We start from the raw sequence: 18,834 nt of genomic DNA on the forward strand, positions 1-18,834 counted from the left end.
CCGACGGACTCCCCGAGCCCGCCCGTCCCGGTCTCCCCGTCCTCGTCCCCATCCCCTTCTCGGACCTACACCCTGCCGCCGCCCGCGACGAGCCGCCCGCCGGAGGACGACGAGCCGAAGGAATCCAACGAGCCCAAGAAGTCCGAGTCCTCGAAGGGCGGGGACAACGGCGGGGACAAGTCCGAGGACAAGAAGTCCTGACAACCGGAACGCAGCGAAGCGAAACGTCACACTGTGACGACGCTCCGTCCAAATTGTGAACAAGCCGTGGCGCACCCGGGCCTCCGTCGCATAGAAATCCCGCATGTTCTGGGTCCTCCTCCTGTTCCTGGCCTGGGTCGCGGCCGGCACCACCTGTACGCGTCTGTGCCTGGCCTCCGTCCGCGCCGCCGCCGTCGTCGACGAGACGGACCGGTTCCAGGGCCGCGGTCTCACGCTGTACGAGGCCGCGTTCCTGTCGGGCGGCCCCGCGCGGGTCGCCGATCTGACGTTGGTGTCGATGGCCCGCCAGCGCCGCCTCCTGCTCGCCCACACGGGCTGGGCGACCGTCGTGGACCCGCGCGGCCGGGACGAGATGGAGCGCTCGGTGCTGGGCGCGATAGGCCCGTACGGACAGTCGCGGATCGCGCCGGTCCGTACGACCGCCGCCGCCGCGGAGTCCGTACGTGTCCTCGCCGACCGTCTTGTCGCGGCGGGCCTCGCCGTGCCTGACGGTGCCCGCACCACCGTCGCGGGCGCCGTCCGCCAGGTGCGGGCCGCGGCGGCGGGCGTGCTGGTGCTGGGCGCGGTCGCCCTGTTGATGCCTTCTCAGACGCAGGAGAACCGGGCCCTGGTGGCCATCTGGTTCACGCTCCCGCTCATCCTGACCCTGAGCTGCCTCGCCATAGCCCGGATCGAGGTCCACCCCTACACGCGCTGGGCGTCCCCGGCCGGCCAGCACCTGCTCAGCGCCCTGGCCCGCCGCGCGGACACCGGCAGCGACGACCGTACGTACCTCACCACCGTGGCCGTACGCGGCGTCCGCGCGATCGGCGAACCGGATCTGCGGGCGGCCTTCGCGCACCGCGAACCGCACGCCTAGAGCGCGCCGGGAACGCGCGCCGGACGCGCATCGGGGTCATTGGGCCGACACCGGCGGGCCGGTGCTTTACTTCGCCAAGTACCGAACGAAGCATCCCTTTTGTTGCTGCCGTGCACTGAAGGGAACGCGATGCGAGCTGCCGCCCTCTACGGAACGGCCGGGTCCCTGGTTCTGACCGCCGTCGTCGCCGCCCCCGCGGGCAGCGCCCAGACCCCCCTCGGCTGGACCGAACTGCACGGCACGGCGGTCGCCGCCCAACGCGCCGCCGCCGAGGGCATCCGGTTCGGCAACTGCTCTCAGGAGCAGGACACCCCGGGCAGCCTGCAGTGCGGCACGGTGGAGGTGCCGCTCGACTACGCGCACCCCGAGGGCAAGAAGATCAAGCTGACCGTCAGCCGGGTGAAGGCCACCGGCAAGGACGGCAAACGGCCGGTGGCGCGGCAGGGCGCGCTGGTCTTCAACCCGGGCGGTCCGGGCGCCTCGGGCATGTACTTCCCGCTGATCGGCATGATCCCCGAGTGGAAGCGCATCGCCGGGGCGTACGACCTCGTCGGCTACGCCCCGCGCGGGGTCGGCCGCTCGGCGCCGCTCTCCTGCCAGGACCCGAAACGGCTCCTGAAGGGCCCCACGCAGTCGCCGACGTACCCCTCGGAGTCGTACAAGAAGGAGCGTGTCGCGCGGGCCAAGGCGTTCGCGCGCGGCTGCGTCGAGCGGTCGGGGCGGGAGATCCGGCACTTCTCCTCGCTCAACAACGCCCGCGACCTGGACGTCCTGCGCGCCGCCCTCGGCGAACAGAAGCTGACCTTCATGGGTGCCTCGTACGGCACGTACTTCGCGTCGCTGTACGCGACGCTGTTCCCCTCGCACGTACGCCGGATGGTCTTCGACTCGGCCGTGAACCCGGACCCGGAGAAGGTCTGGTACCGGAACAACCTCGACCAGTCGGTCGCCTTCGAGGGCCGCTGGGCCGACTTCCGCACGTGGATGGCCAAGCACCACAAGGTGTACGGGCTGGGCCGCACGCCGGAGGAGGTGCTGCGGAGTTACGAGAAGGCCCGGGCGTGGCTCGCCGCCGAACCCGCGGGCGGCAAGGTCGGTCCGGGGCAGCTCCAGAGCACGTTCCTGCAGGCCGGGTACTACGACGACTACTGGCCGCAGCGCGCGCTGGCACTCTCCGCCTATCTGAAGGGCGACCCGGAGCCGCTGATCAGGCAGGCGGGGCCGAATCCGGACGCGGTGGAGGAGCAGGAGAACAGCAAGGCGGTCTACATCGCCACCGAGTGCAACGACGCGCCCTGGCCGCGGGCCTGGCACACCTGGGACCGCGACAACACCCGGCTCGCCCGCGTGGCCCCGTTCGAGACCTGGGACAACGTCTGGATGAACCTGCCCTGCGCCTACTGGCCCCTGCCGCGTCAACGGCCGGTCGACGTACGGACATCACCGGGCGAGCTGCCGCCGACACTGATCCTGGCGGCGGAACGGGACGCGGCGACGCCGTACGCCGGAGCCCTGGAGCTGCACCAGCGCCTGTCCGGCTCGGTCCTGGTGACCGAGCGGGCATCGGGCACACACGGCATCGGCGGCGGCTCCAACGACTGCGTCAACGCCTACCTGGATGCGTACTTGCTGGAGGGCAGGCTCCCGGTACGACGCGCGGCCTGCGCGCCGCACGAGGAGCCGACCCCGGTCACGCCCCTGTAGGGGCGCCCTTCAGGGGCGCGGGGCTGTGCACGTACAGGGCTACGCGAGCCCGGCGACCAGCTCGGCGACGGACTTCCGCCGCCCGGTGTAGAACGGCACCTCTTCCCGGACATGCATCCGCGCCTCGGACGCCCGCAGGTGCCGCATGAGGTCCACGATCCGATACAGCTCATCGGCCTCGAACGCGAGCATCCACTCGTAGTCACCGAGCGAGAACGAGGCGACCGTGTTGGCACGCACGTCCGGGTACCCGCGGGCCATCTTGCCGTGGTCCGCGAGCATCCGGCGACGGTCCTCGTCCGGCAGCAGGTACCAGTCGTAGGAGCGCACGAAGGGATACACGCTGATGTAGTTGCGCGGCGTCTCGTCGGCGAGGAACGCCGGAATGTGCGAGCGGTTGAACTCCGCCGGCCGGTGCAGCGCCATGTTCGACCAGACCGGCTCCAGCGCGCGGCCCAGCTTCGTACGGCGGAAGAGGTTGTACGCCTCCTGGAGCTGGTCGGCCGTCTCGGCGTGCCACCAGATCATGAGGTCGGCGTCGGCGCGCAGCCCCGACACGTCGTACGTGCCGCGGATCGTGACGTCCTTGGCATCGAGCTGGTCGAAGAGCTCCTGGACCTCGTCCGCGTACCCGGCGCGGTCCACAGGCAGGACGTCGCGCAGTTTGAACACGGACCAGAGGGTGTAGCGGATGACCTCGTTGAGGTCCTTGGCCTTCTTGCCGGCGTTCGGGATCCTGGCCTGGCCGGTGGTGGGGGCGTCGTCACTCATGGGGCTATTCTCCCGCTCCGCCGTGCAGGCTCTGCACCGGGTTCGTGATCAGGGCGTCCGTCAGTCCGGCGCGGTCGCCGGTCAGCTTGTCCACGGCCGCGTTCGCGCTCGCGATGCAGGCCGGGATGCCGACACCGTCGTACGCCGCTCCGCAGACGGCGAGGCCGGGCAGCTTGCCGACGTGCTCGCGGATGCGGGCCACGCGCGCGTGGTGCCCGACCGGGTACTGGGGCAGTCCGTCGGTCCAGCGGGTCACCCGGGTCTCGACGGGCTCGGCGTCCAGGCCGGTGGCCTCGCGCAGGTCGTGCCGTGACACGTCGACGAGGTCCGCGTCGTCCCGGCCGAGGATCTCCGTCTCTCCGTAGCGCCCGACGGACGTGCGCAGGACCACCATGTCCGGGTTCTCCTCCGCGATCCACCCCCACTTCTGGGAGGCGAAGGTCGAGGCCTTGATGGTGCGTCCGTCGACAGGCGGCACCAGAAATCCGCTCCCTTCGGGGAGGGCGATCTCGTCACGGCGGTACGCGAGGGTGATCAGCGCCATGGAGGCGTACTCGACGGTCGCGAGCTCGGCCGCGGCGGCCGGGGCCTCGGCGCCGAGCAGCCCGGCCGCGGCACCGGCGGGCACCGCCACCACGACGGCGTCGGCATGGAGGACGTCACCACCGGCGACGACACGCCAGCGCCCGCCGCCGTCCGCCCCGGGCTCCTCGCCCTCGACCCGTCGCAGCTCCGTCACCGGCGCCCCCGTGACGATCTCGCCGCCCCGCGCGCGGACCGACTCCGCGACGGCGAGCGGGAGGCCGCCGACGCCGCCCTCGATGCCGGTGAAGACCGGGCCTGTCTGCTGGTTCTTTGCCGCCCTCGCCTGGATCTCGCGGACGGCCTCCGTCAACGACGTGTGGGTGCGGGCCGCCTCGAAGAGCTGGGGGACGGCCGAGCGCATCGAGATGCGGTACGCGTCGCCCGCGTAGACACCGCCGAGGAGGGGCTCGATGAGGCGGTCGACGACCTCGCGGCCGAGGCGCGCGGCGACGAACTCCCCCACCGCCACGTCGTCCCCGACCTCCGTGCGCGGCAGGTCGCGGTCGCGCTCGATCCGGCGCAGGCCCTCCTCCGAGAGGACTCCGGAGAGGGCCGCCGCGTCGCCGGGGACGCCCATGACGTGCCCCTTGGGCATGGGCCGCAGTGCCCCGCGCGTCCAGATCGAGGCGCTCGCCGTCGCGGGTGGCTGGAGCCGGTCGGCGAGGCCCACCTCGCGGGCGAGCGCCACCGCTTCGGGCCGCCGGGCGAGCATCGACTCGGCGCCGAGGTCGACCCGGACGCCGGCGATCTCCCCGGGCAGCAGCTTGCCGCCGAGCCGGTCAGAGGCCTCGAGCACGGTCACGCGCGCTCCGCCGTCCAGCAGCCGGTGGGCGGCGGCCAGACCGGCGATACCGCCCCCGATGACGACGACATGACCCGTGCCCGTACGTGTGTCTGCGTGCATGTCTCCACTGTCCCAGACCCCACCGACAGTCCCGCGGGCCCCGGTGCCCGTGAACGTGCCGGTGAGGGTGTCCATGACGAGTCCGGACCGTGACCTCTTCGGGACCGGATTCGGCCAACGTCTCACAAGGGCTCTGCGTCGTAGGAGCGTCAGTCATCACGACACCCTCGGGGGTAAGCCGATATGCAGACGCGTGGCAGTGGCACGACCAGGCACCGATCCGCACGACCTTTCCAGCTCCTCTCGGCGCTGTGCCTCGCCGCGGCCCTCGCCCTGACAGGGTGCACGGGCGCGGCCGACGGCGGGAGCTCCAGCTCGGATGCCAAGGGCGCCGCCCCGGGCGCGAACGAGGCGGGCGCGGGCGCGGCCGACAGCGATGCGGGCAGCGGCAAGAAGGAGCAGGCCGCCGCGCCAACCAGACTGACCGCCCACATCATCCACACCGCGTCACTGACCGTGCAGGTCAAGGACGTGCCGAAGTCCCTCGACGAGGCCCGCACGGTCGTCGAGAACGCGGGCGGCATGGTCGGCAACGAGACCACGGACCGCGACTCCGAGGGCCGCGAGCGCTCCCGTGTCGTCCTGCGGGTGCCCTCGGACAAGTACGAGGAGGTGCTCACGGAGCTGGAGGGCTCGGGCAAGCTCATCGACCGCAGGGCGAAGGCCGAGGACGTCACCGAGCAGGTCGTCGACGTGGAGAGCCGCATCAAGTCGCAGCGCGCCAGCGTGGTGCGGATCCGCGAGCTGATGGACCAGGCGACCAAGCTGAGCGATGTGGTCACCCTTGAGGGCGAGTTGAGCACCCGTCAGGCCGACCTGGAGTCGCTGCTGGCCCAGCAGACGTCCCTGAAGGACCGTACGAGCCTTGCGACGATCACACTGTCGCTGTCCGAGACGCCGGTGAAGAAGGCCGCCAAGGACGACGACCCGGGGTTCGCGGACGCGCTCGGGGGCGGCTGGGACGCGTTCGTCACCATGTTCCGCTGGATCGCGCTCGCCCTCGGTGCGGTCCTGCCCTTCCTGGTCGGCGCGGCGCTGCTGCTGTTCCTGTGGGTGCGTTTCCTGCGTGGCCGGACGCCGGCGCGGCCGGTCGCGGCGGCACCGAGCGGCGCGGGCACGGGTTCGCTGCCGGTCGCCCCGCCGCTCCGGGCAGAGGGCGACGACAAGGACTGAGCGACCCGGGCGAATCGGCGCGATCCTGACCAGGACCGAAATGCGGGACCCCCGTAGCGTGTTCGTATGAGCATGAGCCGTGCGAGCCGTTCCCAAGAGCGCCTGGTGGTCGTCGGAGGGGACGCGGCGGGCATGTCCGCCGCGTCCCAGGCGCGCCGTCTGAAGGGCCCCGACGAGCTGGAGATCGTGGCGTTCGAGCGGGGCCACTTCAGCTCCTACTCGGCGTGCGGCATCCCCTACTGGGTGGGCGGTGACGTCGAGGACCGGGACCAGTTGATCGCGCGCTCTCCGGAGGAGCACCGGGCGCGCGGGATCGACCTGCGGATGCGTACGGAGGTCACGGAACTCGACGTCGCGGGCGGGCGCGTACGCTCCCGGGACCTGGAGTCAGGCGCCGAGGCGTGGACGTCGTACGACAAGCTCGTGCTCGCGACGGGCGCCCATCCGATGCGGCCGTCACTGCCCGGCATCGACGCGCCCGGGGTGCACGGCGTGCAGACCCTCGACGACGGACAGGCCCTCCTCGACACGCTGGCCCGTACGGCGGGCCGCCGCGCGGTGGTGATCGGCGCGGGCTACATCGGCGTGGAGATGGCCGAGGCGCTGATCAACCGCGGGTACGAGGTGACGGTCGTCAACCGCGGCCAGGAGCCCATGTCGACGCTCGACCCGGACATGGGCCGGCTGGTGCACGAGGCCATGGAGGGCCTCGGCATCACGATGGTCAACGACGCCGAGGTCACCAAGATCCTGACCGGTGAGGACGGCCGGGTCCGCGCGGTGGCCACGGAGGACGCCGAGTACCCGGCGGACGTGGTGGTCCTCGGCATCGGTGTACGTCCCGAGACCGCGCTCGCCGAGGCCGCGGGGCTGCCGCTCGGCGACCACAAGGGGCTGCTGACCGATCTGGCGATGCGGGTGCGGGGGCACGAGAACATCTGGGCGGGCGGCGACTGCGTCGAGGTCCTCGACCTGGTCTCGGGCCGCGAACGGCACATCGCGCTGGGCACCCACGCCAACAAGCACGGCCAGGTGATCGGCGCGAACGTCGGCGGCGGCTACGCCACGTTCCCCGGCGTCGTCGGCACGGCGGTCAGCAAGGTCTGCGATCTGGAGATCGCCCGCACCGGCCTGCGCGAGAAGGACGCCCGCCGGGCGGGCCTCCGGTTCGAGACGGTCACCATCGAGTCGACGAGCCGCGCGGGCTACTACCCGGGCGCCGACCCCATGAAGGTCAAGATGCTCACCGAACGCCGCACCGGCCGCCTCCTCGGCGTCCAGATCGTCGGCCGGGAAGGCGCCGCCAAACGCGTCGACATCGCCGCGGTCGCCCTCACCGCCTGCATGACGGTCGAACAGATGACAGCCCTGGACCTCGGCTACGCCCCACCGTTCTCCCCGGTCTGGGACCCCATCCTGGTGGCGGCCCGCAAGGCGGTGACGGCCGTGCGAGCAGGGAGCACCCTGTAAGAGGCACGGGGCTGCGACATCCGCGGCTCCGCCGCGTGGGCGCGACCAGCCACGACGAACCCGCAGCCAGAAAGCCCCGCTCAAGCCCCTTGCGCCGACCCGTTCCCGTTGATCTTCTCTATGGCCTGCCGAGCCTGCTCACCGGGCGACCGCGGCAACGACGAGACCGTCGACACCGCGGGCGCGGACACCGCCGAAGGCGGCATCGGCGGCGCCTGCTGAGGCCGCGCGTGCGACCCCGCCTGCCGGCTCCGCAGCCGGTGGCTCACCGCCTCGTCCAACGTCACGGGCCGCTGCATGCTGGCGGACAACCGACCGGCCTCCTGGCCGAGCGCCGCCACGTCCTCCCACGACAGCCTGACCACGAGGGCAAGCTCCGCCTCTCCGTCCGGCGTGGCGATCAGGGGCTGAGTGACTCGGTCGTTCATTGACCTGTTCCTCACGTGTTGCTTGGATCACGACGGTTGCCGAGACATACGCACACGCCCGCGGTCCCGTTCAGAGTCCCCCGAACCCGGGCAGAATTTCCCCGTGGTCATACCCGTCCATGACGTGAACCCGGTCCGTCGCACGCCGTATGTGACGTACGCGCTGATCGCCGCCAACTTCGTGGTGTTCCTGGCCACTCCGGGTGTGGCGAGCTCGCTCACCGGCGAGAGCGGCCCGGCCCAGCTGTGCCACCTCCAGGCGTTCCTGGACCACTGGGCGGCGGTGCCCCGGGAGCTGATCCACGGCCAGACGCCGACGACCGTCCCGACCGGTGACGTGGGCGTGGGACCACAGGGCGTGGGCTGCCTCGTCGGCCCGCCGGGCTACGACAAGTCGCCCCCGGTGTCGGTCCTCACGGCGATGTTCCTGCACAGCAGCTGGCTGCACCTGCTCGGCAACATGCTGTTCCTGATGGTCTTCGGCAACAACATCGAGGACCGCCTCGGCCACATCCGCTACGTGCTGTTCTACGTGGTCTGCGGCTACGCGGCGGCGTACGGCTTCGCCCTCGTCAACGCGGACTCCGGCGACCCGCTGATCGGCGCGTCGGGTGCGATCGCCGGCGTCCTGGGCGCGTATCTGGTGCTCTACCCGAGGGCCAGGGTCTGGGTCCTCGTCCCGTTCCTGATCTTCCTGCCGCTGCGCCTGCCCGCGTGGATCGTGCTGGGCTCCTGGTTCGTCCTCCAGGCGGTGTACTCGTCCGGCACCGGCGTCTCGGCGGCCGGCACCGTGGCGTACGTGGCCCACGTCGTCGGCTTCCTGGCAGGCATGCTCCTCGCCTGGCCCCTACGCCCCGGCACGCCACCCCCACCGGAACCCCGAGGGCTCCTGTGGGGCAGACGAGCACGCCCGCGCTGGTGAGCGCGGACTAACTCGCCGTACGCGTGTGGACGTACTCGACGAGCCGGGTCAGCGCATCCGGGTCCATCGACGGCAGGACGCCGTGCCCGAGGTTGAAGACGTGCCCCTCCAGACCGGCCGCCGCGTCGAGAACCTCCTGGGTCTTCTCCTCGACGGCCTCGGTCGGGGCGAAGAGGACCGAGGGGTCGAGGTTGCCCTGCAGCGCCTTGCCGGGGCCGACGCGCCGGGCGGCCTCGTCGAGCGGCACACGCCAGTCGACGCCGACGACATCCGCACCGGCCTCGCCCATCAGCCCGAGCAGCTCACCCGTACCGACACCGAAGTGGATGCGCGGGACGCCGTACTCCTCGACGGCCTTGAACACCTTCGTGGAGGCGGGCATGACCGAGCGCCGGTAGTCGGCGGGAGCGAGCGCGCCGACCCAGGAGTCGAAGAGCTGGACGGCGCTGGCCCCCGCCTCGATCTGCACCCGGAGGAAGGCGGCCGTGATGTCCGCGAGCCGGTCGAGCAGGTCGGCCCAGAGCTGCGGGTCGCCGTACATGAGCGCCTTGGTGTGCTCGTGGTTGCGGGACGGCCCGCCCTCCACGAGGTAGCTGGCGAGCGTGAAGGGCGCACCGGCGAAACCGATGAGAGGCTTCGGGCCGAGTTCGCTCGTGAGCATTCCGATCGCCTCGGTGACGTACGAGACGTCGTCGGGCGTCAGGTCGCGCAGCTGGGCGAGGTCGGCGCGGGAGCGGATCGGCTTCTCGACGACCGGACCCACACCGGGCTTGATGTCGAGGTCGACACCGATGGCCTTCAGGGGTACGACGATGTCGCTGAAGTAGATCGCCGCGTCCACGTTGTGCCGCCGTACCGGCTGGAGCGTGATCTCGGTGACCAGCTCGGGCCGCGTGCAGGACTCCAGCATGGGGATGCCCTCGCGCACCTTCAGGTACTCGGGCAGTGACCGCCCCGCCTGCCGCATGAACCACACGGGCGTGTGCGGCACGGGCTCGCGTCGGCACGCCTTGAGGAAGGTGGAGTCGTACGTCGCTGTCGGCTGCTGGCCCTTGGGGCGGTCAATGGCGCTCACGCCGAAAAGTCTCCCACGGTCGGCGCGGCCCCCGGTCCCGGGTACGGCCGCGCCCGGGACCCGCACGTGGGAGGGGGGAGAGGGGCGCGGCGGTCCGGGTCAGCGGGACTGGGGGCCCCTGCGTTGCGGGAGGCTGACGATGGAGGCGTCGCCCGGGGCCGCCGGGGGGAGGCCCGCGATCTGGGCCAGGAGGTCGCACCAGGACGCCAGATGGGAGGCCGTGTCGGGCACACCGCCCAGGCCCTCGCGGGGTGTCCAGGAGGCGCGGATCTCGATCTGGGAGTTGGCCGGCCGGTCCGCGAGGCCGCCGAAGTAGTGGGAGCCGGCCCGGGTGACCGTGCCGCTGGGTTCGCCGTAGGAGAGGCCGCGGGCCTGGAGCGCGCCGGTCAGCCAGGACCAGCAGACCTCGGGGAGCAGCGGGTCGGTGGCCATCTCGGCCTCCAGCTCCGCGCGGACCAGGGTCACCAGGCGGAACGAGCCCTGCCAGGCGTCGTGTCCCGCCGGGTCGTGGAGCAGGACGAGGCGGCCGTCCGCCAGATCCTCGTCGCCGTCGACGACCGTGGCCTCCAGCGCATAGGTGAAGGGGGCGAGCCGCTGCGGCGGTTTCGTCGGGTCGATCTCGATCTGTGGCCGCAGCCGCGCGGCCCTCAACGCGTCGACAGCGGCCCGGAAAGGCAGCGGAGCCGCCTCCATCGCATCCCGTTCCCCCTCCTTCGGGTCGTCCATTCCGCCAGCGCCGTCCGACAGTCGTCCCTGAGCCGCAGCCATGCGGGGAAGATTAAGGGGAACAGAGCCTTCGCGCAGGGAGAGACACCCGTGCGTGGGACCACTGTCCGGATCACATCGCGCGAACACCGCACTTTTTCTTGGGGTTTGGGGCTCGGGTTCTTGGGGTTTTGCGGGCTCGGGCCGTCTCCGGAGCCTCCGAGCCGGTGCGCGAACGCTTCTGACCTTTTGTCGATACGACCACTTTCGGCCGCGTAACGAAGCGGAGCGAACTCGTTTCGATCTTCGGATGATCGATCGTCCGTCCGAATTGCACGCATTATTACTCACCAAATCGTGATCATTCTCTAAAGGCGGACGGGTTTGGTGCCGAAGACCTCTGTGACCTTGAAAGCACGGTTCGTCCCGGCTTCATCCCCACAGCCGGTGCCCCGTCCCCCACCCCAGGAGGCCTGGTGTCCGTTCTCCTCGAGCAGCCCGCAAGCCTGGTCGCCTACCGCCCGAACAAGCCGACCGCGATGGTGGTCGTGGCCGATCCCCGTGTGCGCTCCACCGTCACCCGCCACCTGTGGGCGCTCGGTGTTCGCGACGTGATCGAGGCCTCGTCCGTCGCGGAGGCTCGTCCCCGCATCGGCAACCCCCGCGACATCTGTGTCGCAGACGTCCATCTCCCCGACGGCTCCGGCCTCACCCTCCTGTCCGAAACCCGGGCCGCCGGCTGGCCGAACGGCCTGGCCCTGTCCGCCGCCGACGACATCGGCGCCGTACGCAACGCCCTCGCGGGCGGCGTCAAGGGCTATGTGGTCACCGGCACCCGTACGAACCTCGGGCTTCCCACCCGGCCGGGCGCCGCGCCCATCGGCTCGGCCGCCGCCCGTATGCACCGCCGTCCCCCGGGCTCCCCGAGCCACCCGGGCGGTTACCGCGAGTTGTCCGGCCGTGAGGTCGAGGTGCTCCGGCTGGTGGCGGAGGGCCAGTCGAACAAGGCCATCGGCGTCTCGATGGGCCTGTCCGCGCTGACCGTGAAGAGCCACCTCGCCCGTATCGCCCGCAAGCTCGGCACGGGCGACCGCGCCGGAATGGTCGCGGTGGCCCTGCGAACGGGGATCATCCACTGATTCCGGATTCTCTGATGATTCAGGATTCACTGACCTGACTGGTTTACGACCCTCAGACGCCCGTCGACGGAACGTTCCGTCGACGGGCGTCGTCCATACACAGATACCCTTGACAGGTGACCGACGCCCAAGAGACCGCAGCAGACAGTTCACTGCGAACCACCGGAGGCGCTCCTCCGGACGACGTCGAACCGGCGCCGATCCCCTTGCTGGAGCCCCGCGACGGAATTCCGCCCGTCATCGCCGACGAGGCCTCGCTCGCCGAGGTGATCGCCGCGTTCGAGGCCGGCAGTGGCCCCGTCGCCGTGGACGCCGAGCGGGCGTCCGGCTATCGCTACGGCCAGCGCGCGTATCTGGTGCAGCTGCGCCGCGAGGGCGCGGGCACCGCACTGATCGATCCCGTCGCCTGCCCCGACCTGTCGGGCCTCGGCGAGGCGCTCTCCGGTGTGGAGTGGGTGCTGCACGCCGCCACCCAGGATCTGCCGTGTCTGCGCGAGATAGGCATGGTCCCCAGCCTCCTGTTCGACACCGAGCTGGCCGGACGGCTCGCCGGGTTCCCGCGGGTCGGCCTCGGCGCGATGGTCGAGGGCGTCCTGGGCTTCGTACTGGAGAAGGGACACTCCGCGGTCGACTGGTCGACGCGTCCGCTGCCCGAGCCGTGGCTGCGCTACGCCGCGCTCGACGTGGAGCTGCTCGTAGACCTGCGGGACGCGCTGGAGAAGGAGCTCGACCGGCAGGGCAAGCTGGAGTGGGCCCGCCAGGAGTTCGACGCGATCGCCTCGGCGCCCCCGGCGGAGCCCCGCAAGGACCCGTGGCGCCGGACCTCCGGCATGCACAAGGTGCGCCGCCGCCGGCAGATGGCGGTCGTACGGGAGCTGTGGGAGACCCGGGACCGCGTCGCGCAGCGCAGGGACATCTCGCCCGGCAAGGTGCTCGGGGACGCCGCCATCGTGGAAGCCGCCCTCTCACTTCCGGCCAACGTGCACGCGCTCGCCGCGCTGAACGGATTCGGGCACCGGATGGGGCGGCGTCAACTGGAGCAGTGGCAGGCCGCCGTCGACCGTGCGAAGGAGCTGCCGGACGCCGAGCTGCCGCAGCCCGGGCAGCCGGTGACCGGGCCTCCGCCGCCGCGGGCCTGGGCGGAGAAGGACCCGGTGGCCGCGGCTCGGCTGTCGGCGGCGCGGGCCGCCGTCTCCGCGCTGGCGGAGACGCTGAACATGCCTCAGGAGAACCTGATCACCCCGGACACGGTCCGGCGGGTCTGCTGGGAGCCGCCCGCTACCGCGGACGCCGAGTCGGTGGCTGCCGCGCTTTCCGGGTACGGGGCTCGGCCCTGGCAGGTGGAGCAGGTCACGCCGGTGCTGGTCACCGCGCTGGCCGCCAAGGCCAAGTCCCAGGAATGAACGAAGGTCGCCCGGTCGCCGTGAGCCGTTCGGGCTCATGGCGGCTGCGGGCCTTCCCTACTTCGTCGCGCCCCTCGTGAAGCCGTTGTAGATTTGACTTGCTCCTCGGGCTGAAGCCCGAGGATTCTGGCCTTCTCCGCCGGTTGCTGTGCCGCTACGCGGCACGGGGTTCCGACGGGAATCCATGGCTTCCTGCTTCGTCGCGCTGTGCCAGGACGAGTCCTGGTCTGACCTGCGCTCCACAGGCTGTCACCGCCAGTCCGGCGGCCGTTTTCACGTTCTTCGCGGCATTGTGGTCCCGGTCGTGCACCGCACCGCAGGCGGCACAAGTCCACTCCCGGATGTGCAGGGGCTTGGGGCCGTCGTTGGCCCCGCACCCCGAACACACCTGGCTGGTCGGCTCGAACCGGCCGATTTTCACCAGGGTGCGCCCGTACCGGACGGCCTTGTATTCCAGCATGGCGACGAACTGCGTCCAGCCCGCGTCATGCACACTCTTCGCCAGTCCGGTGCGCGCCAGTGCCCTGACCGCCAGGTCCTCCACACCGATCCCTTGGTTCTCGGAGATCAGCTGCGTGGAGAGCCGGTGGTGGAACTCGCGGCGTGCGTCGACCACCCCCGCGTGGGCGCGGGCGACCTTCAGGCGGGCCCTCTCCCGGTTCCTGGATCCCTTCTGCTTACGGGACAGCTCGCGCTGGGCCTTCTTCAGCTTCTTCTCCGCCCGGCGCAGGAACCGCGGGGAGTCGATCTTCGTCCCGTCGGAGAGGACGGCGAAGTGCGTCAGGCCCAGATCGATGCCGACCGTGTGGTCGGTGGCGGGCATCCGGGCGGCGTCCGCGGCCGGGTCGGTGTCGATGACGAACGAGGCGAAGTACCGTCCGGCCGCGTCCTTGATCACGGTGACCGAAGAGGGCTGCGCGGGCAGAGTGCGGGACCACTTCACCTTCACCGCGCCGACCTTCGGCAGATTCAGCCTTCCGGAACCGGTGATCGACCAGCGGGCATTGGCGGTGAAGCGGATCGACTGACGGGTGTCCTTGCTGGACTTGAAGCGGGGCGCACCGCTCTTCGCGCCCTGGCGCTGCCCCTTGAGGGAGGCGAAGAAGTTCCGGTAGGCGGTCTCCGCGTCGCGCAGGGACTGCTGGAGCACCACTGCGGAGACCTCGCCCAGCCAGGACCGCTCGGGTGTCTGCTTGGCCTGGGTGATCAGCTTCCGGGACAGCACACCCGCCGCAGGGAAGGCTTCGCCCGCCCTGCGGGCGTCCTCGCGGGCGCGCACGGCATCGTTGTACACGACGCGGGCGCACCCGAACGCCCTGGCCAGTGCCGTGCGTTGGCCCGGTTCCGGGTACAGCCTGAAGGCGTACCGAAGCTGCATGCGGTGATCGTACGAACGAGCGCCACCCGTCACCAGAGGGAACATATGAACGGCCGGTACCCCCGGGAACCAGCAGGAGCGGAACAAGCCGAAGGGGCTGGGCAGGGGGATGCGTTGCCCGGCTTCGCCGGATCAGTGCCCCTGACGCTCCGCGTCGGCCGTGATGGACGCCTGTGCCCCTGCTCCCGCAGGACAGCATCCGTGATGCCCACGTCACCATCACGAGATTCGCTTCACCACCGACCTGAAGGCCGATGCACTGCGAATGAATCCCGGTAACCGTCAGACACCCGTCGCTCACCGGCGGGCTCACCTCCGCGTGGACCGCCGACGCGACCGCCGTCACCGAGGCCGTGCGGTATCTCGCGGCGCTCGGGCATCGGCGGGTCGCCCGGGTCGGCGGCGCTGGCGCGGTAGCGGCCCCGTACGGGCCGCGGGCGCGCTGAGAGCCATGTGACCTTCGCCGCTACCCGCTGTGGGACTGGGCAGGTGGGTTACCCGCAAGTAGCATGGGAGGTGAGCGCGCGCTCAGGGCGTGTGTGTCGCGCAGCAGTGCCATCCCGCATCTGGAGGAGAGCCATCGTGCCTCGTACCGTCAGGGACGTCGTCTTCGTCGACGGCGTCCGCACCCCGTTCGGCAAGGCGGGCCCGAAGGGCATCTACCACGAGACCCGTGCCGACGACCTCGTCGTGAAGGCGATCCGGGAGCTGCTGCGCCGCAACCCCGGTCTCGACCCGAAGAAGATCGACGAGGTCGCCATCGCCGCGACCACGCAGATCGGCGACCAGGGCCTGACGCTGGGCCGCACGGCCGGAATCCTGGCCGGGCTGCCGCAGTCCGTGCCCGGTTACTCGATCGACCGTATGTGCGCCGGTGCGCTGACCGCGGTCACCTCGACCGCCGGCTCCATCGCGTTCGGCGCGTACGACGCCGTCATCGCCGGTGGTGTCGAGCACATGGGCCGCCACCCCATGGGCGAGGGCGTGGACCCGAACCCGCGGTTCGTCAGCGAGAAGCTGGTCGACGAGTCCGCCCTGTTCATGGGCATGACCGCCGAGAACCTGCACGACCGCTACCCGCACATCACCAAGCAGCGCACCGACGAGTACGCCGTGCGCTCGCAGGAGAAGGCGGCCAAGGCCTACGCGGACGGCAAGATCCAGGCCGACCTGGTCCCCATCTCCGTACGCCGCACGAACGCGGAAGCCGGTGAGACGGGCTGGGGCCTGGTCACCGCCGACGAGCCGATGCGCCCGGGGACCACCCTGGAGAACCTGGCCGGTCTGAAGACGCCGTTCCGTGTGCACGGCCGGGTCACCGCCGGTAACGCGGCCGGTCTGAACGACGGCGCCACCGCCTCGATCATCGCGTCCGAGGACTTCGCCCGCGAGAACAACCTGCCGGTCAAGATGCGCCTGGTCTCGTACGCCTTCGTGGGCGTCGAGCCCGAGGTGATGGGCTACGGCCCGATCCCGGCCACGGAGAAGGCGCTGGCGAAGGCCGGTCTCTCCATCGAGGACATCAACCTCTTCGAGATCAACGAGGCCTTCGCCATCCAGGTCCTCGCGTTCCTCGACCACTACGGCATCGCCGACGACGACGCGCGCGTCAACCAGTACGGCGGCGCCATCGCGTACGGCCACCCGCTGGCCTCCTCCGGCGTCCGGCTGATGACGCAGCTGGCCCGCCAGTTCGAGGAGCAGCCGGAGGTCCGTTACGGCCTCACCACCATGTGCGTCGGCTTCGGCATGGGCGCCACGGTGATCTGGGAGAACCCGCACCACAAGGACGCCGGAGGCGACAAGTGAGCACCACTGAACTCCTGAAGGGCGCGGCAGAGCTGTTCCCCGACGAGGTCGTGACGTCGGCGCACGTACGCCACCTCGACCTCCCCTTCGGCGCCGGGCGCTTCGCGCTCATCACGCTTGACAACGGCCTCGACCACACCAAGCCGACCACCTTCGGCCCGGCCTCGCTGGCGAACCTCGACGCCGCGATCGACCAGGTCGAGAAGGAGGCCGCGGCCGGCGAGATCATCGGCGTCGGTGTCACCGGCAAGCCGTTCATCTTCGCGGTCGGCGCGGACCTCAAGGGCGTCGAGCTCCTGAAGGACCACAAGGACGCACTGGCCATCGGCAAGGGCGGCCACGAGGTCTTCAAGCGTCTCGCGGCCCTCTCGGTCCCGACCTTCGCGTACTACAACGGCGCGGCCATGGGCGGCGGTGTCGAGGTCGGTCTGCACTGCACCTACCGCACCGTCTCGAAGGCCCTGCCTGCCTTCTCGCTGCCCGAGGTGTTCCTGGGCCTGGTCCCGGGCTGGGGCGGCTGCACGCTGCTCCCGAACCTCATCGGCGCCGAGCGTGCGGTGAGCGTGATCATCGAGAACTCGCTCAACCAGAACAAGCAGCTCAAGGGTCAGCAGGTCTTCGACCTCGGGATCGCCGACGCGCTCTTCGAGGGTGCGGACTTCCTGGAGCAGTCGCTGATCTGGACCGCCCAGGTCCTGAAGGGCGACGTCAAGGTCGAGCGTCCGGCGATCGACCGCGGCGAGGCCTGGGACCAGGCCGTCGCCAAGGGCCGCTTCGTCGCGGACAGCAAGGTGCACGGGGCGGCCCCGGCCGCGTACCGCGCGCTGGACATCATCGCCGCGGCGAAGAACGGTGACCTGCAGCAGGGTTACGACGCCGAGGACGTGGCCCTCGCCGACCTGATCATGGGTGGCGAACTGCGCGCCGGCATCTACGCGTTCAACCTCGTGCAGAAGCGCGGCAAGCGCCCGGCGGGCGCCCCGGACAAGTCGCTGGCCCGCCCGGTCACCAAGGTCGGTGTCGTCGGCGCCGGTCTGATGGCCTCGCAGCTCGCCCTGCTTTTCCTGCGCCGCCTTGAGGTGCCGGTCGTGCTGACCGACATCGACCAGGAGCGCGTCGACAAGGGTGTGGGCTACGTCCACGCCGAGATCGACAAGCTGCTGCTGAAGTCCCGGATCAACCAGGACAAGGCCAACCGCCTGAAGGCCCTGGTCACCGGTGTGCTGGACAAGGCCGAGGGCTTCTCCGACGCCGACTTCATCATCGAGGCCGTCTTCGAGGAGATCGGCGTCAAGCAGCAGGTGTTCGCGGAGGTCGAGGCGGTCGCCCCGGCGCACGCGATCCTCGCCACCAACACCTCGTCCCTGTCCGTGACGGAGATGGCGTCGAAGCTGAAGAACCCCGAGCGGGTCGTGGGCTTCCACTTCTTCAACCCGGTCGCGATCCTGCCGCTCCTTGAGATCGTGCGGGGCGAGGCGACGGACGACGCCTCGCTGGCCACGGCCTTCGCCGTCGCCAAGAAGCTGAAGAAGACCGCGGTTCTGGTGAAGGACGCCCCGGCGTTCGTCGTGAACCGCATCCTCACGCGCTTCATGGGCGAGATCCAGAACGTCATCGACGAGGGCACGTCCGTCGAGGTCGCGGAGAAGGCGGTGGAGCCGCTGGGTCTGCCGATGTCTCCGCTCGTGCTCCTTGAGCTGGTCGGTCCGGCGATCGGTCTGCACGTCTCCGAGACGCTGAACCGGGCCTTCCCGGAGCGGTTCACGGTCTCCCCGAACCTCGCGGCCGTCGTCAAGGCGGGCAAGCGTGGCTTCTACGTGTACGACTCCGGGAAGCCGGAGTTGGACCCGGAGGTTGCGGCTCTCCTGAAGCAGGGCGATGTCGTGCTGACCGAGGAGCAGGTGCGCGAGCGCGTCCTCGACGCCGTGGCCCAGGAGATCGGGCTCATGCTCGACGAGGGTGTCGTGGCCGAGGCCCAGGATGTCGACCTGTGCCTGATCACGGGCGCCGGCTGGCCCTTCCACCTGGGTGGGATCACTCCCTACCTGGACCGTGAGGGTGTCTCCGAGCGGGTCAACGGGAAGCCGTTCCTGGCGCGGGGTGTGGCCAGCGTCCCGGCGTAGCCGCTGCGCTGTGCTTTTGAGTGCCCCGCCCGCCTGTCCGGCGTGCGGGGCACTCGGCGTTCGTCCCGGACCGGAAGTTTTTCGCCCCCGCCGCCCCTACCCATTCCCGTCCCTTACTCAGGGGCTCCGCCCCCGAACCCCCCCCCCCCAAACACCGGAGGGGC

The 18,834-nt window shown here is 70.7% G+C and carries 15 protein-coding genes and 2 pseudogenes; 11 read left to right on the forward strand and 6 right to left on the reverse strand.

Translation table 11 applies throughout. The annotated features are described in order from the left end of the window. From AOK17_RS35570 to AOK17_RS35580, 3 genes and pseudogenes are all read left to right on the forward strand, one after another. A pseudogene (locus tag AOK17_RS35570) lies at positions 1–201 on the forward strand (hypothetical protein); the annotation flags it as partial. A gap of 103 nt (positions 202–304) precedes the next feature. Beyond that, on the forward strand, positions 305–1,081 hold the full coding sequence (locus tag AOK17_RS35575; RefSeq protein WP_055616727.1) for a TIGR04222 domain-containing membrane protein: 777 nt from the start codon (positions 305–307) through the stop codon (positions 1,079–1,081). Positions 1,082–1,210: 129 nt separating this feature from the next. Continuing rightward, entirely contained in the window at positions 1,211–2,785 is a 1,575-nt protein-coding gene (locus AOK17_RS35580; protein ID WP_055616728.1) for an alpha/beta hydrolase, read from the forward strand. A 39-nt stretch (positions 2,786–2,824) separates the two neighbouring features. Here the strand turns inward: AOK17_RS35580 and hemQ are convergent, their stop codons facing one another. Together hemQ and hemG are read right to left on the reverse strand one after the other, a co-directional pair. Then, positions 2,825–3,556 carry a hydrogen peroxide-dependent heme synthase gene (gene hemQ / locus AOK17_RS35585; RefSeq protein ID WP_055616729.1) on the reverse strand — a complete coding sequence of 244 codons (732 nt, stop codon included), beginning with the start codon at positions 3,554–3,556 and terminating at the stop codon, positions 2,825–2,827. A gap of 4 nt (positions 3,557–3,560) precedes the next feature. After that, on the reverse strand, positions 3,561–5,045 hold the full coding sequence (gene hemG, locus AOK17_RS35590) for a protoporphyrinogen oxidase (RefSeq protein WP_055616741.1): 1,485 nt from the start codon (positions 5,043–5,045) through the stop codon (positions 3,561–3,563). A gap of 183 nt (positions 5,046–5,228) precedes the next feature. Here hemG and AOK17_RS35595 point away from each other — a divergent pair, with 183 nt between their 5' ends. Both AOK17_RS35595 and AOK17_RS35600 read left to right on the forward strand, forming a co-directional pair. Next, on the forward strand, positions 5,229–6,218 hold the full coding sequence (locus tag AOK17_RS35595) for a DUF4349 domain-containing protein (RefSeq protein ID WP_055616730.1): 990 nt from the start codon (positions 5,229–5,231) through the stop codon (positions 6,216–6,218). 66 nt (positions 6,219–6,284) lie between these two features. Beyond that, a complete protein-coding gene (locus AOK17_RS35600; RefSeq protein WP_055616731.1) occupies positions 6,285–7,688 on the forward strand; it encodes an FAD-dependent oxidoreductase in 1,404 nt (467 codons plus the stop codon). A gap of 80 nt (positions 7,689–7,768) precedes the next feature. Here the strand turns inward: AOK17_RS35600 and AOK17_RS35605 are convergent, their stop codons facing one another. Continuing rightward, positions 7,769–8,116, reverse strand: coding sequence for a hypothetical protein (locus tag AOK17_RS35605; protein ID WP_055616732.1), 348 nt, complete (start codon positions 8,114–8,116; stop codon positions 7,769–7,771). A 103-nt stretch (positions 8,117–8,219) separates the two neighbouring features. Between AOK17_RS35605 and AOK17_RS35610 the strand changes: the two genes are divergently transcribed. Further along, positions 8,220–9,038, forward strand: coding sequence for a rhomboid family intramembrane serine protease (locus AOK17_RS35610; RefSeq protein ID WP_055616733.1), 819 nt, complete (start codon positions 8,220–8,222; stop codon positions 9,036–9,038). A gap of 7 nt (positions 9,039–9,045) precedes the next feature. On the opposite strand, the gene hemE is transcribed toward AOK17_RS35610, so the two are convergent. Then, on the reverse strand, positions 9,046–10,113 hold the full coding sequence (hemE, locus tag AOK17_RS35615) for a uroporphyrinogen decarboxylase (RefSeq protein WP_055616734.1): 1,068 nt from the start codon (positions 10,111–10,113) through the stop codon (positions 9,046–9,048). 99 nt (positions 10,114–10,212) lie between these two features. After that, on the reverse strand, positions 10,213–10,839 hold the full coding sequence (locus AOK17_RS35620) for a DUF3000 domain-containing protein (protein ID WP_055616735.1): 627 nt from the start codon (positions 10,837–10,839) through the stop codon (positions 10,213–10,215). Between the two features lie 455 nt (positions 10,840–11,294). Between AOK17_RS35620 and AOK17_RS35625 the strand changes: the two genes are divergently transcribed. Next, a complete protein-coding gene (locus AOK17_RS35625) occupies positions 11,295–11,957 on the forward strand; it encodes a response regulator transcription factor (protein ID WP_055616736.1) in 663 nt (220 codons plus the stop codon). 116 nt (positions 11,958–12,073) lie between these two features. Continuing rightward, entirely contained in the window at positions 12,074–13,360 is a 1,287-nt protein-coding gene (locus AOK17_RS35630) for a ribonuclease D (RefSeq protein WP_055616737.1), read from the forward strand. A 154-nt stretch (positions 13,361–13,514) separates the two neighbouring features. Here AOK17_RS35630 and AOK17_RS35635 read toward each other — a convergent pair whose 3' ends face one another. Beyond that, complete coding sequence (locus tag AOK17_RS35635; RefSeq protein WP_055616738.1) at positions 13,515–14,738, reverse strand: RNA-guided endonuclease InsQ/TnpB family protein; 1,224 nt, start codon at positions 14,736–14,738, stop codon at positions 13,515–13,517. Between the two features lie 275 nt (positions 14,739–15,013). Between AOK17_RS35635 and AOK17_RS52735 the strand changes: the two are divergent. The 3 genes and pseudogenes from AOK17_RS52735 to AOK17_RS35645 all read left to right on the forward strand — a co-directional run. Further along, a pseudogene (locus tag AOK17_RS52735) lies at positions 15,014–15,154 on the forward strand (LacI family transcriptional regulator); the annotation flags it as partial. A 166-nt stretch (positions 15,155–15,320) separates the two neighbouring features. Beyond that, a complete protein-coding gene (locus tag AOK17_RS35640; RefSeq protein ID WP_055616739.1) occupies positions 15,321–16,547 on the forward strand; it encodes a thiolase family protein in 1,227 nt (408 codons plus the stop codon). After that, a complete protein-coding gene (locus AOK17_RS35645; protein WP_055616740.1) occupies positions 16,544–18,670 on the forward strand; it encodes a 3-hydroxyacyl-CoA dehydrogenase NAD-binding domain-containing protein in 2,127 nt (708 codons plus the stop codon). The genes AOK17_RS35640 and AOK17_RS35645 overlap by 4 nt, the downstream gene beginning before the upstream one ends. Positions 18,671–18,834 lie beyond the last annotated feature (164 nt).

It is taken from the genome of Streptomyces phaeochromogenes (assembly GCF_001418655.1).
GTDB classification, from domain to species: domain Bacteria; phylum Actinomycetota; class Actinomycetes; order Streptomycetales; family Streptomycetaceae; genus Streptomyces; species Streptomyces phaeochromogenes.